Annotated in this window: 5 protein-coding genes; all 5 read left to right on the top strand. The window is 71.7% G+C overall.

Going from position 1 to position 16,049, the window contains the following annotated elements:
* The first annotated feature begins 11 nt into the window (after positions 1-11).
* Positions 12-10,967: a type I polyketide synthase gene (locus tag ACF088_RS40325; RefSeq protein ID WP_392380968.1), complete on the top strand. Its 10,956-nt coding sequence runs from the start codon at positions 12-14 to the stop codon at positions 10,965-10,967.
* 540 nt (positions 10,968-11,507) lie between these two features.
* Positions 11,508-12,755, top strand: a complete 1,248-nt coding sequence (locus ACF088_RS40320) for an activator-dependent family glycosyltransferase (RefSeq protein WP_392380967.1) — start codon at positions 11,508-11,510, stop codon at positions 12,753-12,755.
* Positions 12,756-12,821: 66 nt separating this feature from the next.
* Positions 12,822-13,889 (top strand): glucose-1-phosphate thymidylyltransferase, encoded by a 1,068-nt coding sequence (locus ACF088_RS40315; RefSeq protein ID WP_392380971.1) that lies wholly within the window; start codon positions 12,822-12,824, stop codon positions 13,887-13,889.
* 108 nt (positions 13,890-13,997) lie between these two features.
* Complete coding sequence (rfbB, locus tag ACF088_RS40310) at positions 13,998-15,020, top strand: dTDP-glucose 4,6-dehydratase (protein ID WP_392380966.1); 1,023 nt, start codon at positions 13,998-14,000, stop codon at positions 15,018-15,020.
* Complete coding sequence (locus ACF088_RS40305; protein WP_392380965.1) at positions 15,017-16,039, top strand: NAD-dependent epimerase/dehydratase family protein; 1,023 nt, start codon at positions 15,017-15,019, stop codon at positions 16,037-16,039. Before rfbB ends, ACF088_RS40305 begins: the two co-directional genes overlap by 4 nt.
* The last annotated feature ends 10 nt before the right edge of the window (positions 16,040-16,049 follow it).

Genomic DNA, 16,049 nt, shown 5'->3' with positions numbered 1-16,049 from the left:
GATGAGGATGCATGAACGAAAAGAAGCTCCTCGAGTACCTCAAGAAGGTCACCAACGACCTTCACCAGACCCGGCAGCGCCTGCAGGAAGTCGAGGCCGGGCTCCAAGAGCCCGTCGCGATCGTGGGGATGAGTTGTCGTTTTCCCGGTGGGGTGGCTTCGCCGGAGGAGTTCTGGCGGTTGTTGGCGGGTGGGGGTGATGCGATCGGTGAGTGGCCTGGTGACCGTGGCTGGGATGTGGCGGGGTTGTATGACCCCGAGCCGGGTGTGGCGGGGCGTAGTTATACCCGGGCCGGTGGGTTTCTCGATGATGTGGGGGGCTTTGATGCCGCTTTCTTCGGGATCTCGCCGCGGGAGGCGGTGGCGATGGATCCGCAGCAGCGGTTGCTGTTGGAGACGTCGTGGGAGGCGTTGGAGCGGGCCGGGATCGACCCGGTGTCGTTGCGCGGCAGCCGTACCGGCGTCTTCGCGGGCACCAACGGGCAGGACTACACCGCGCTCCTGCTCGGTGCCGCGGAGGAGCTGGAAGGGCATGTCGGCACCGGCAACGCCGCCAGCGTCGTATCCGGCCGGGTCTCCTACGCGCTGGGCCTGGAGGGGCCCGCGGTCACGGTGGACACCGCCTGCTCGTCCTCGCTCGTCGCCCTCCATCTCGCGGCGCAGGCGCTCCGGTCGGGGGAGTGCGACCTCGCACTGGCGGGCGGTGTCACCGTCATGTCCACCCCCGGCCTGTTCGTGGAGTTCAGCCGCCAGCGCGGACTGGCCGCCGACGGCAGGTGCAAGGCGTTCGCGGACGCGGCCGACGGCACCGCCTGGGGGGAAGGCGCGGGCATGCTCCTGGTCGAGCGGCTGTCCGACGCCCGGCGCCATGGGCACCCCGTACTCGCCGTCCTCCGTGGCTCGGCGGTCAACCAGGACGGAGCGAGCAACGGTCTGACGGCCCCCAACGGCCCCTCCCAGGAACGCGTCATCTGGCAGGCCCTCGCAGGCGCGGGCCTGGCCACGGCGGACGTCGACATGGTGGAGGCACACGGCACCGGCACGACACTCGGGGACCCCATCGAGGCCCAGGCGCTCCTGGCGACGTACGGGCAGGACCGGGACGCGGAACAGCCCCTGTGGCTGGGCTCGGTGAAGTCGAACATCGGACACACCCAGGCCGCCGCCGGAGCAGCGGGCGTCATCAAGGTCGTGCTGGCCCTGCGCGAAGGGCTGATGCCCAGGACCCTGCACCTCGACCGGCCGTCGTCACACGTCGACTGGTCGGCGGGCGAGGTGTCGCTGCTCGCCGGGGCCGAACCGTGGCCCGACCGTGGGCAGCCGCGCCGGGCGGGAGTCTCCTCCTTCGGCGTCAGCGGCACCAACGCCCATGTCATCCTCGAACAGGCCCCGGTGCAGGATCCCGCCCCCGGGGTGGATGGTGCCCCCGAAGCGGACGGTGGTGCTCCCGGGGCGGACGCCGCCTCCCGTGAGCTTGCCTTCCTCGTCTCCGCGCGCACCCCGGAATCGCTGCGCACGCTCAGTGCCCGGTTGCGCGAGCGGCTGTCCGACGAGCCGCCGGTGCCGCTGCCGGACATCGCCTGGTCGCTGGCCACCACGCGCTCGGAGTTCACACACCGGGCGGCCGTGATCGCCGGTGACCGCGACGAACTGCTCCGCGGCCTGGACACGCTCGCCCGTGACACCCCGGCCGCGGGAGTCGTACGCGGCACGAGCGGCAGGGACGGCCGTACCGCCTTCGTCTTCCCCGGCCAGGGCTCCCAATGGGCCGGTATGGCCACCGAACTGCTCGATACGGACGAGGAGTTCCGCGCCGCATTCACCGAGTGCGCGCAGGCCGTGCAACAGTTCTCCGGCTGGTCCCTCCACGAGGTGTTGCGCGGTGCCGAGGGAGCGCCGTCACTCGACCGCGTGGACGTCGTCCAGCCCGCGCTGTTCGCCGTGATGGTCGCACTGGCCAGGCTCTGGCGCGCCCGCGGTGTGGAGCCCGACGCCGTCGTGGGGCACAGCCAGGGCGAGATCGCCGCTGCCTGCGTCGCAGGGGCACTGACCCTGGAGGATGCCGCCCGCATCGTCGTCCTGCGCAGCCGGGCACTGACCGCGCTCGCCGGGCGCGGCGGCATGATGTCCGTACTGCTGCCGCTGACCGACGTGGAAGAGCGGCTCGCCCACTGGGGCGACCGGCTGTCGGTCGCCGCCGTCAACGGTCCCCGCTCCGTGGTCGTCTCCGGTGAAGCGGACGCCCTCGACGAACTGTTCACCGCCCTCGAAGCCGACGGCGCACAGGTCCGGCGGATCCCGGTCGACTATGCGTCCCACTCGGCGCATGTCGAGGAGATACGCGAGCAGTTGCTCACCGAGCTGGCACCGGTCCGTCCGCGCAGCAGCACGACTCCGTTCTTCTCGACGGTGACCGGCGACTGGATCGACACCGCCCGGCTGGACGCCGAGTACTGGTACCGGAACCTGCGCCGGACCGTACGCTTCGAACACGCCGTCCGCGCCCTCGGCGAACAGGACTACCGCGCATACATCGAGACCTCGCCGCACCCTGTGGTGACGACGGCCGTACGCGACACACTCGACGCGCTCGACATCACGGATGCCGCCGTCGTCGGCACCCTGCGCAAAGGGGAGGGCGGCCACCGGCGTTTCCTCACCTCGCTCGCCGAACTGTCCGTCGCCGGCGGACCCGTCGACCGGCGCGCGGTCCTCGGCCCCACCCCGGCCGGCCGCACCCCCCAGCGGATCGACCTGCCGACCTACCCCTTCCAGCGGCGCCACTACTGGCCCCGGCCCGCTCCCGAACTCCACGGCAACCCCGGCTCGTCCCTCGACACCCGCTTCTGGGAGGCCGTCGAGTCCGGCGACGCGGAGACGCTCGGCGCCGCGCTGGCCGTGGACTCCGGGACCCTCACCGGGATGCTGCCCGCCCTCTCCGACTACCGCAGGCGCAGCCGCGAGGGAGCCCTGACCGACTCGTGGCGCTACCGCGTCACCTGGAAGCCCGTCCCCGCCGGCGCGGCTCCGGCGGCCCTCAGCGGCACCTGGCTGGTGGTGGCAAGCGGTGACGACGCACCGGCCGACGGCGTGGTGGAGACACTCTCCGCCGCGGGAGCACACCCGGTGACCGTGCCGGTGGAACCCGAGCACGACAGGGCCGCACTTGCCGACGCGATCGGGGCGGCCCTGCGGGGCACGGCATCCCCGGACGATCAGCTGCCCTCGGTCACCGGCATCGTCTCCCTGCTCGCCCTGGACGAGGACGACCACTCCGCCCATCCCGGCCTGCCCAGAGGCTTCGCCGCCACCGTCGCGCTCGTCCAGGCACTGGACGACAGCGGCGTCGCGGCCCCGCTGTGGTTCGTCACCCGTGGCGCCGTGGCCACCGATCCGCAGCAGGGCGTTGCCGCGCCGGGGCAGGCCCTGGTGTGGGGCTTCGGCCGCGTGGTCGCCCTGGAGGAGCCGGAGCGCTGGGGCGGACTGCTCGACCTGCCCGAAACCCTGGACCCGGCCGCGGGCACCGCCATGGTCCGGGCGCTCGCCGGTATCGGCGACGAGGACCAGCTCGCGATCCGGCCGAACCGTGTACTCGCCCGGCGACTGGTCCGCGCCGCCACCGGCGAACTCGACACCACGCACCGGTGGACACCCACGGGCACCGTCCTGGTCACCGGCGGAACCGGTGCGTTGGGGCGGCACGTTGCCCGCTGGCTCGCCCGAAACGGCGCACCGCACCTGCTGCTCGTCAGCCGTCGTGGCGCCGACACCCCCGGCGCCGCGGAACTGGCCGAAGAATTGGCGGAGTGGGGCACCCATGCCGAATTCGCGGCCTGTGACATCGCCGACCGGGACGCGCTCGCCGCGCTGCTCGACGAGATCCCCGCCGACCGGCCGCTCACCGCAGTCCTGCACACCGCCGCCGTACTCGACGACGGGACCATCCAATCCCTGACGTCGGAGCAACTCGCGAGTGTGCTCCGGGTCAAGGCGGGCGGCGCACGCAATCTCGACGAACTGACCAGGCGGCACCCCCTGTCGGCGTTCGTGCTCTTCTCGTCCACCGCCGGCACCATCGGCGCGCCGGGACATGCCAACTACGCCCCCGGCAACGCCTACCTCGACGCCCTGGCCCAGCAGCGCAGGGCGGCCGGACACCGGGCCACCTCCCTCGCCTGGGGGCCCTGGGCGGAGAGCGGAATGGCCGAGGGCACCGTGGGCGAGCGACTGCGTCGGCACGGCGTACGCGTCATGGACCCGCAGTTGGCCGTGGCCGCATTGCAACGGGCTCTCGACCACGATGACACCGCACTGGCCGTCACCGACATCGACTGGGACACCTTCGCGCGCGCCTTCACCACGGCCCGCGCCCGCCCCCTGATCGCCGACCTGCCCGACGCTCAGCGGGCACGTACCGCCGCCGAACCGACGACGGAGGAAGCGGCCGCAGGACCGGCACTCGCCCGGCAGCTCGCCGCGCTCGACGCAGCGGAGCAGCGCCAGGCCCTGTCGGAACTCGTCCGCGCCCACGTCGCCGCCGTCCTCAACCACACCGACACCGACGAGATCATCCCCCATCGAGCCTTCCGCGAGCTGGGCTTCGACTCCCTCATGGCGGTCGAGCTCCGCAACGCCCTCAGTGCAGCCCTCGGCACCCGGCTCCCGGCCACGCTCATCTTCGACCACCCGACCCCGGCCGCGCTGGCCGGCCGACTGCGCACGGAACTGAACCTCGACGACGCGGCCGCGCAGCCCGCGCCGGCGCCCACCGCACCGGCGACCCACGATGACGACCCCGTCGCGATCGTGGGGATGAGTTGTCGTTTTCCCGGTGGGGTGGCTTCGCCGGAGGAGTTCTGGCGGTTGTTGGCGGGTGGGGGTGATGCGATCGGTGAGTGGCCTGGTGACCGTGGCTGGGATGTGGCGGGGTTGTATGACCCCGAGCCGGGTGTGGCGGGGCGTAGTTATACCCGGGCCGGTGGGTTTCTCGATGATGTGGGGGGCTTCGATGCCGCTTTCTTCGGGATCTCGCCGCGGGAGGCGGTGGCGATGGATCCGCAGCAGCGGTTGCTGTTGGAGACGTCGTGGGAGGCGTTGGAGCGGGCCGGGATCGACCCGGTGTCGTTGCGCGGCAGCCGTACCGGCGTCTTCGCGGGCACCAACTACCAGGACTACAGCTCCCGTTCCCTCGCCCCGGCGCCGGACGCGGAGGCACACCTCGGCACCGGCAACTCGGCGAGTGTCATGTCAGGACGCCTCTCGTACACCTTCGGCCTGGAGGGGCCCGCGGTCACCGTGGACACCGCCTGCTCGTCCTCGCTCGTCGCCCTCCATCTCGCGGCGCAGGCGCTCCGGTCGGGGGAGTGCGACCTCGCACTGGCCGGCGGTGTCACCGTCATGTCCACCCCGGGGCTCTTCCTGGACTTCAGCCGCCAGGGGGGTCTGGCGGCCGACGGACGGTGCAAGGCGTTCGCCGACCACACCGACGGCACCGGCTTCTCCGAGGGCGTCGGTGTCGTGCTGGTCGAGCGGCTCTCCGACGCCCGGCGCAACGGGCACACGGTACTGGCCCTGCTGCGCGGCTCCGCCGTGAACCAGGACGGTGCATCGAACGGCATCACCGCGCCCAACGGTCCTTCGCAGCAGCGGGTGATCCGGGCAGCCCTGAGCGGCGCCGGTCTGTCCGGCACGGACGTCGATGCCGTCGAGGCACACGGCACCGGCACGACACTCGGGGACCCCATCGAGGCCCAGGCGCTCCTGGCGACGTACGGGCAGGCCCGGGAGACCGAACGGCCCCTGTGGCTCGGCTCGGTCAAGTCGAACATCGGGCACACACAGGCCGCTGCCGGCGTGGCCGGCCTGATCAAGATGGTCCTGGCGCTCCAGCACGGCCTCCTGCCGCCCACCTTGCACATCGACCGGCCTTCGACGCATGTGGACTGGTCGGAGGGGAACGTACGGCTGCTCACGGACCCCGTGGAGTGGCCACGGACGGACCGGCCGCGACGGGCAGGCGTGTCCTCGTTCGGCATCAGCGGCACCAATGTGCACCTGATCCTCGAACAGCCCCCCGCCGCCGAAGCCCCGTCCGCCGAAGCCTCGTCCGATGCAGCCCCGTCCGGCCCCGTTCCCTGGGTGATCAGCGGCACCACACAGGACGCGCTCCGGGCCCAGGCCGGACACCTGCTCGCGCACCTGCAGTCCAGGCCCGAACTCGGCCTGCACGACGTGGGGCTGTCGCTGGCCACGACCCGGTCGGCGTTCGAGCACCGCGCCGCGATCGTGGGCGATCACCGCGACGAACTGCTGAGCGGCCTGAGCGCTCTGGCGGCCGGTGAGTCCGCGGCGAATGTCGCCACCGCAGTGGTGCGGGGCGAGGGCGGAACGGCCTTCTTGTTCGCGGGGCAGGGTGCGCAGCGGTTGGGGATGGGCCGGGAGTTGTACGAGGCCTTCCCGGTTTTTGCGGATGCTTTTGATGCGGTGTGTGCGTACTTCGATGGTGAGTTGGCAACGCCGCTGCGGGATGTGGTGTTCGGCGCGGATGCGGATGCGGATGCGGGTGTGGCGGGTGCGGGTGTGGGTGCGGGTGCGGAGAGGCTGAATCTGACAGGTTTCACCCAGCCGGCGTTGTTCGCCCTTGAGGTGGCGTTGTTCCGGTTGGTGGAGTCGTTCGGTGTGCGGCCGGATTACTTGGTGGGTCATTCCGTTGGTGAGTTGGTGGCGGCTCATGTGGCGGGGGTGTGGTCGCTGGAGGATGCGTGTCGTCTGGTGGCGGCTCGTGGCCGTTTGATGCAGGCGTTGCCGGCCGGTGGGGCGATGGTTTCCCTCCAGGCCACCGAGGCCGAGGTACTGCCGCTGCTGGAAGGGCATGCGCAGCGGGTGAGTATCGCCGCGGTGAACGGTCCGCAGGCGGTCGTGATCGCCGGTGAGGAATCCGCGGTCGCGCAGATCGCCGGGCGCTTCGAGTCCGAGGGCCGGAAGGTGAAGCGGCTGCGGGTGAGTCATGCCTTCCATTCGCCGTTGATGGAGCCGATGCTCGACGAGTTCCGCGCCGTCGCGGAGAGCGTGAGCTACACGCAACCCCGTATCCCCGTGGTTTCGAACCTGACCGGCGAACTCGCCATGAAGGCGGACCTGATGTCCCCCGGCTACTGGGTTCGGCATGTGCGGGAGGCGGTCCGTTTCGCCGACGGCATCCGGTGGCTGGAGGGGCAGGGGGCGACCCGGTTCCTGGAGATCGGGCCCGACGGCACCCTGACCGCCATGGCCCAGGGCTGCCTCGCCGCCGTCGACCGTGCGCTGGTCCCTGCACTGCGCAAGGACCGGTCCGAAACCCACAGTCTCATGACCGCGGTCGGCCGCCTCCACACGTCGGGCGTCCGCCTCGACTGGTCCGCGCTGCTTCCCGGCACCCGCCGCGTCGAGCTGCCGACCTACGCCTTCCAGAAGCGGCGCTACTGGTGGGACGCCGTGGCCGGGGCGGGCGACCTCGACTCCGTAGGGCTGAGTGCGGCCGACCACCCGCTGCTCGGCGCGGCCGTCACCGTGGCCGGTTCGGATTCCGTGGTCTTCACCGGGCGGCTCTCCCTGGCCAGCCACGCATGGCTCGCCGACCATGCGGTGCTGGGCCGGGTGATCCTCCCGGCGACGGCCTACCTCGACCTGGCGATCAGCGCCGGTGACCGGACCGGATGCGACCATCTCGCCGAACTCACCCTGGAGGCGCCGCTCGTCGTTCCGGAGCACGGCGCGGTCCATCTCCAGGTCGCCGTGAGCGCACCCGACGCCGCCGGGTGGCGGCCGTTCACCGTGTACTCCCGGCCCGTGGAGGGGGGCGACGGCACTCCGTGGACACGGCACGCACAAGGCGCGCTGGCCACCGCTCCCCGCAAGGAGCCGGGCAACCTGAGCAGTTGGCCGCCCGAGGCCGCCGAGCCCGTCGGACCGGGCGACTGGTACGAGGCCTTCGCCGAAGCCGGGTTCGCCTACGGGCCCGTGTTCCAGGGGCTCGGTTCCGTATGGCGGCTCGGTGACGAGCTGTTCGCCGAAGTCGCGCTGCCCGAGCCGTACCGGGGCGACGCCGCACGGTTCACGCTGCACCCCGCGCTGCTCGACGCGGCCGTCCAGACGCTTCTCGTCGGCGGCCGGGATGCGGGCGGCGCAGGTGACGGCAGGGCGATGCTGCCGTTCGCCTGGCGGGGGGTGACCCTCCACGCCGAGGGGGCCACCGCGCTGCGGGTGCGTCTGACGCCCGCCGGGGACCCGGCCACCTTCTCGGTGCTGGTCACGGACACCGCCGGCCGACCCGTCGCCAGTGCCGACGCGCTGACCTTGCGCACGGTGACCCGCGCGCAGCTTCCTGACGCCCGTCCGGCAGGGCCGGCCGCCCCGCTGCGCCTCGACTGGCGTGCCGCAACCTCCCTGCCCCCGCGACCCGAGGTGGCGCGGTGGGCCGTGCTCGGCAGCCCGGTCGGCGGCGGTCCGGCGGACGCCGGCATCGCGGAGGCACTGGACGACGCAGGCGTGCACGCGGAGTCGTACGCCGACCTCGACGCGCTGGCAGCCGCCGCGGCCACCGGGATGACGATGCCCGACACCGTCCTGCTGCTGTGCGGTCCGGAGACCCGTGAAGACGCCCTGAGTGTCCGGGAACTCCTCGCCACCACCCTCGCCACCTGCCGTCACTGGCTCGCCGAGGAACGGTTCGCCGGCTCCCGGCTGGTGCTCGTCACCCGGGGCGCGGTCGCCGCCGAGGCCGGCGAGGACGTCAGGGATCTTGCGGGCGCGGCGCTGTGGGGACTGGTCCGCTCCGCGCAGCTGGAACACCCCGACCGATGGCGACTCCTGGACCTCGACCACAGTGTGGCGTCCGGGGGCGCCCTCGCGGACGCCGTGGCCGCCGCTCATCCGCAGGCGGTGCTCCGTGCGGGCGAGCTGCGCCTGCCACACCTCGGCAGCGTCGAAGCTCCGGGGGCTCCGGGCTTCGCGTTCGACCCGGAGGGCACGGTGCTGGTCACCGGGGCCACCGGCGCATTGGGACGGCTCACGGTCCGTCATCTCGTCACCCGTCACGGTGTCCGGCATCTTCTGCTGGCCAGCCGCAGCGGGCCCGCGGCCGACGGGGCAAAGGCGCTGCTCGCGGAGCTGGCCGAGGAGGGCGCCGAAGCATCCCTGGTGGCCTGTGACCTCTCCGAACGGGAAGCCGTGGCGGGGCTGCTCGACTCGATTCCGCAAAACCACCCGCTGACCGCCGTCGTGCATATCTCCGGGGTCGTCGACGACGGCGTGCTGACGACGCTCAGCGACGAGCAGATCGATCGGGTGCTCCGCCCGAAGGCCGATGCCGCCCGGCTGCTGCACGAGCTGACGAAGGACCGGAAACTGTCGGCGTTCGTGCTCTTCTCCTCCGCGGCCGGCACCTTCGGCTCGGCGGGGCAGGCCAACTACGCGGCCGCCAACGCGCTCCTGGACGGTCTGGCCCACCACCGGGCGGCCCAGGGGCTGCCGGCGACCTCGCTGGCGTGGGGACTGTGGGCCGAACGCAGCGGGATGACGGCAGGACTCGCCGACACCGACCGATCGCGTATGGCCCGGGACGGCATGCGGCCACTCTCCGCCGACGACGGGCTGGCCCTGTTCGACGCCGCGCTGACGGCGGGTGACCCCGCCCTGGTCACCGTAGGTCTGGACAGGGGTGGACCCGGGCCGCTGCCGGGCAGCGCGGCTCCCGGTCGCCCCCGTCGTACGGTCCCCGCCCCCGGAGAGGACAAGGACGACCTGCTCGCACGGCTCTCGGCCGCCGGCCCCGCCGAACGGGAAGCGCTCCTGCTGGAGGTGGTACGGCGCCGGGTTGCGGGAGTCCTGGGCCACGGGTCGTCCCAGGAGATCGAACCGGACCGTGGCTTCACCGAGTTGGGCTTCGATTCGCTGACCGCCGTGGAGCTGCGCAACCAGCTCGGCACGCTCACCGGCACGCGGCTCCCGCCCACGCTCGTGTTCGACTTCGCCACCCCGCGGGAGCTTGCGTCCCGGTTGGGGAAGGAACTGGCCGCACCCGCCCTCCCGCAGCCCGGCTCCGGGGGATCCGATGACCGGCCCGCCGGGACGGAACCGACGCAGGACACGATCGGTGCCCTCTTCCGGACGGCGTGCGAGTCGGGACGGATGGACGAGGGGTTCGCCCTGCTGCAAGCAGCCGCCCGACTGAGGCCGACCTTCGACACGCCGGAGGAGTTCGGGGCCGATTGTGCGCCCGTGCGACTCGCCCGAGGAGGCGAATCCTCGGACGCGGGTGCGCCGGCCCTGATCTGCTTCAGCTCGTATGTGGCGCTCGCCGGCGTGCACCAGTACGCCAGGTTCGCCACCGCCCACCAGGGCCGACGCGACGTATGGGCGCTGCCGACACCGGGTTTCGGCCGGAGCGAGCCGCTGCCCGCCTCCTTCGATGCGGTCGTGCGGCTGCAGGCCGAGGCAGTGGTGCGGTGCGCCGACGGCGCCCCGTTCGTACTCCTCGGCTCCTCGTCCGGTGGCATCCTGGCACTGGCCGTGGCGCACTACCTGGAACAGTCGGGGACTCCGCCGGCCGGTGTCGCGCTGCTGGACACCTATCTGCCGCGCGAGGACTCGCCCTTCACCCGATTCGCCGGAGAGATGATCGGCGGCATGTTCGACCGCGAGTCGCTGTTCGCGCACATGGACTCGGACCGGCTCACCGCAATGAGCTGGTACATCCACGTCGTCGGCGCATGGTCGCCGGACCGCCTCTCCTGCCCGGTGTTGTTCGTGCGTTCCAGCGAGCCGCCGGTGACCGTCGAGCAGGCGGGACCGCTCGCACCGCACGAGTGGCAGGCCTCCTGGGACGGCGCGGACACCGTGGCCGACGTGCCGGGCAACCACTTCACGATGATGGAGGCCCATGCGGGCTCCACGGCGAGGACCGTCGCCGCATGGATGGACACCGTCTGAAGCCCGGCAGCCGCACGCGGGCACCTGGCACGGGCGAGGCAACGGCGAGGCAACGGCGAGGTGTGTCCGGTGTCCGACTCCGTCCTCACTTCGGACTCCACCCGCGCCGTGGCCGGAGCGAACTCGGCGAGCGCATGGCCGGAGCGAACTCCTGTGACCGGAGCGAACTCCTGTGATCGGAGCGAACTCCTGCAGGCACGCCGGAAGCTCCTTGCCGGTCCGCTCCGTGCGCCGCACGCTCCCCGGGACCGCGGTGTCCGTGGCCGGCAACCGGTCGACCCGTGCCCGAGGACATGCACGTTCCCCGACACGTCCCGCCGGACCGGGCACGTGTTTGGCCGGGAGGCATCTACCGGCCCGGATCCGAGTCCCGGTCCGGCCGCCATTGTCTGGAGGAATCCCCAGACCATGGCGGCGCCGTACCACAGGGCACTGCCGCAGAGCACAGGATGAGCAAAGGCGCCATCCGCGATCCGGCCATGCAGGTGCCTGACGGTTACATCGAGGCCACCCAACTGTTCGAGACCGAGAGGGGATCCCATGCGTGTGCTGTTCGCCGGGCTGTCGGAGAAGTCGCATCTGTATTGCATGGTGCCACTGGCCTGGGCACTGACCGCGGCAGGACATGAGGTACGGATGGCGAGCACGCCGGCGCTCACCGACATCATCACCGGCACCGGTTTGGTCGCGGCCCCCGTGGGCCGCGACCACGGAATGCACCAGGCCATGGCGCTGGCCCGCGACTCGCAGGACGAGGAGTTCGCCAACTGGAGCCGACTGGGACCGGGCGAGGTGGACTGGCCCTCCCTCCGCACCCGCTACGAGCTCAGCGTCCCCTACGGCTTCGCGCTGTACAACGACCCGGTGATCGACGATACGGCCGCACTGGCGCAGAGCTGGGAGCCACAGCTGGTCGTCTGCGACCCGCTCGCCTACGCCGGTGCCATCGCCGCCCGCGTCAGCGGTGCCGTCGATGTCCGGCTGCTGTGGTCCGCCGATGTGTACGGGAGGGCACGGCGCACCTACGTGGACCTGATGAGCCAAGTCCCTCCCGATGAGCGCGTGGACCCGCTCGCCGACTGGCTCGACAAGCGCGGTGCACCGTTCGGCGTCTCCTGCGACGAAGAACTGATCAACGGGCACTACACCATCGACACTCTGCCTCCGAGCCTGCGGCCGCCCAGCGCGCTGCGGGAACTGTCCATGCGCTACGTGCCGTACAACGGTGCCGCGGTGTGGTGGGACTGGCTGCGCGAGGCACCCGAGCGGCCGAGGGTCTGCGTGACCTTCGGCTGGAGCAACACCGAGGCGTACGGCGGTGACTACGTCTCCGTTCCGGAGATCCTCGGCGCGCTGGCCGGCCTCGACATCGAGGTGGTCGCCGCGCTTCCGCCACGGCAGCGTGCGGCGCTCGGCGACATACCGGCCAACGCGCGCGCCGTCGAAGGCGTGGCGCTGGACACCCTGCTGCCCAGCTGCTCGGCCATCATCCACCACGGCGGCTGGGGGACCTACTCCACCGCCCTCGTCCACGCCGTACCCCAACTCGCCCTGTCCACCACGGTCGCCGACCTGGAGTGGCGGGGCCGGTCTCTGGAGCACGCCGGCGCCGGGATCTTCGCGCACCACAGCGAGGCCGGCGCCGACCTGGTGCTCAGCCACACCCGGCAGATCCTCGACGATCCGGGCTTCGCCTCGGCCGCGCGGCGTCTGCGCGACGAGTCCGCGGCGATGCCCAGCCCGCGCGACATGGTCGCCACATTGGAGCAACTGGTCGCGGAGCGCTGACCAGGCCGAGTCGGCCCGCGACCGACAGGCTCTCCCCCTGACACTACTCGCCCTTGGATGGAAACCGTGAAGGCTCTCGTGCTCTCGGGAGGCGCTGGTACGCGCCTGCGGCCCATAACCCACACCTCCGCCAAACAACTCGTCCCGGTCGCCAACAAGCCCATCCTCTTCTACGTGCTGGAGGCCATCGCCGACACCGGCATCACCGACGTCGGCATGATCGTCGGTGACACCGGACCGGAGATCCGCGAGGCGGTCGGGGACGGCTCACAGTTCGGTCTCCAGGTGACCTACCTGCCCCAGAGCGAGCCGCTCGGCCTCGCCCACGCCGTCCTCATCGCCCGGGACTTCCTGGGCGAAGACGACTTCCTGATGTACCTCGGGGACAACTTCATCTCCGGCGGCATCACCGATCTGGTCGAGGACTTCCGCAAGGAGCGCCCCGACGCCCAGCTCGCCCTCAGCCGGGTCCCCGACCCCACCGCCTTCGGCGTGGCCGAGTTGGATGCCGACGGCCGGGTGGTGGGGCTGGAGGAGAAGCCACCGCATCCCAAGAGCGACCTGGCGCTGGTCGGCGTCTACCTGTTCACCCCCGCGGTGCACGAAGCGGTGCGGGAGATCGAGCCGTCCGCGCGGGGCGAGTTGGAGATCACCGACGCGGTGCAGTGGATGGTCGAGGACGGCCGGGACATTCGTTCCGGTGAGCTGTCCGGCTACTGGCGCGACACCGGCAGCGTCGCCGACATGCTGGAGGTCAACCGGATGCTGCTGGAGAGCCAGGAGCGCTGCATCGAAGGCTCGGTGGACAGCGCGAGCGAACTCCTCGGCCGGGTGTGGATCGAGCGTGGTGCGACGGTCCGCGGCTCGCGGATCGTCGGACCGGCCGTGATCGGTTCCGGCACGGTCCTCACCGACTCCTACATCGGGCCCTTCACCTCGATCGCGGAGGACTGCCGCATCCACGACAGCGAGCTGGCCTCCTCGATCGTGCTGCGCGGCGCGTCGTTCGAGAGCGTGCGCCGAGTCGAGTCCTCGCTCGTCGGACGCAACGCGCACGTCACGCTCGCACCCCGGCACCCCGTGGCACACCGGCTCGTGCTCGGCGACCACGCGAAGGTGCACATCCAGTCCTGAGACCGTCCCCGCGGGGTCGGCCGACCCACCTCACCCGTACCGAACAACCGGAAGGGAGGAGGGCGCTGTTCACCGGCCTGGGTCCCAGGCCGCCGCGCCACATCCTCGATGAGCCCCACGAGACTCCTGGTGACCGGCGGCGCCGGCTTCATCGGTTCGCACTACATCCGTACGCTGCTGGGTTCCCCCGGGGCGGACGACCTCCACATCACCGTCCTCGACAATCTCACCTACGCGGCCAGCCCGGAAAACCTCGACGAGGTCCGCCATCTGGACGGCTTCCGCTTCGTCGCCGGAGACATCTGCGACGAGGCGCTCGTCGCCGAACTCGTCGCCGGACACGACCAGGTGGTTCACTTCGCCGCCGAGTCACACGTCGACCGCTCCATCCGCAACTCCGTGGAATTCGTCCGCACCAACGTCCTGGGCACCCAGGTCCTGCTCGACGCCGCGCTCCGGCACGGGCTGCAGTCCTTCGTCCACGTCTCGACCGACGAGGTCTACGGCTCGATCGCCACCGCATCGAGTTCGGAGGCCCACCCCCTCAGCCCCAACTCGCCGTACGCGGCCTCGAAGGCCGCCAGCGACCTGGTCGCCCTGGCCTACCACCGCACCCACGGCCTCGACGTACGGGTAACGCGCTGTTCCAACAACTACGGCCGGAGCCAGTTCCCCGAGAAGGTCATCCCGCTCTTCGTCACCAACCTCCTGGACGGCAGGAAGGTCCCGCTGTACGGGGACGGGCTCCACGTCCGCGACTGGCTGCACCTCGACGACCACGTCCAGGGCATCGAATTGGTACGCACCCGAGGCCGCGCGGGCGAGGTCTACAACATCGGCGGCGGCACCGAGCTGAGCAACCGGGAGCTGACCGAGCTGCTGCTGGAGGCCTGCGGGGCGCCGTCCACCATGGTCGAGTACGTCACCGACCGGAAGGGACACGACCGGCGCTACTCGGTGGACTGGACCAAGATCCACACCGAGCTGGGCTACGAACCGCGCAAGGACTTCACCGACGGTCTGGCCGAGACGGTCGCCTGGTACCGGGACAACCGGGACTGGTGGGAACCGCTCAAGGCACGCGCCGAACGGCTCGCCGAGACATGCCGAGGGCGGAGGGCAGCATCGTGAGCAACGCGGAAGACCCGGACGGCAGGCACCGCAGGGTGATCGTCCTGGGTGCGACCGGATCCGTCGGCCGCCATATCACCGAGGCGGTCCGCGCCGCCGGCGAGGAAGTGCTGATGGTGGCGCGCCGGCCGGGCACCGCGACCGGGGCGGGGCGATCCTTCCCCATGGACCTGATCGGCGAGGGACCGGACCCCCTGGCCCGCCTCATCGACGCCGAGCGGCCCTACGCCGTGGTGAACGCGGCCGGCGCCGCATGGGTGTCTTCTCCGGAGGTCATGCAGCAGGCCAACCACGCGCTGGTCGACAACGTGCTGGCGGCCATGGCCGCCGCGTCCTGGCGTCCCCGGCTGGTCCACCTGGGCTCGGTGCTCGAGTACGCCCCGCAGCCGCCGGACACCTCGTTGGACGAGCAGGCGCCGACCCGGCCGACCTCGCTGTACGGACGGACGAAGCTGCGGGGCACCGAAGCGGTCCGCACCGCCTTCGCGGCCGGGCAGGTGGAGGCGGTCGTACTGCGGGTGTCGAATGTGATCGGTGCCGGCAATTCACCGGGCAGCCTGCTGGGGCAGGTCGCCGCGCAACTGCGCGCCGCGGAGGCGGACGGGGAAGCGGTGGTGCGGGTCAGCCCGCTGCGGGCGAGCCGGGACTTCGTCGACGCCCGGGACACCGCGGACGCGGTGCTGGCCGCGGCAGCCTTGCCGGTCGGCGGAGAGGTCATCAACATCGGGCGGGGCGAGGCGGTCCCGGTGCGCACCATGGTGGAGCGGCTGATAGCCGCCAGCGGTAAGCAGGCACGGATCGTCGAAAAGGCGGAACCCGGGGGAGTGCGGGCCCACACCGACCTGAACTGGATGCGGGTGGAGACCAGCAGGGCCAGGCGGCTGCTCCACTGGACGGCGCGCCGCAGCATCGACAGCTCGGCACGCGACCTGTGGGAGGGCACCGCCCCCGGCCCGGCCCGCCGCCCCCCGGACGACCCGGCAGCCCACCGTGCCGGCCCCGCCCCGACCAGAGAGTGAAGGTGTCGAA

Source organism: Streptomyces sp. NPDC015125, from assembly GCF_043080045.1.
GTDB lineage: Bacteria > Actinomycetota > Actinomycetes > Streptomycetales > Streptomycetaceae > Streptomyces.
This window is presented reverse-complemented; position numbering and strand designations above follow the sequence as displayed.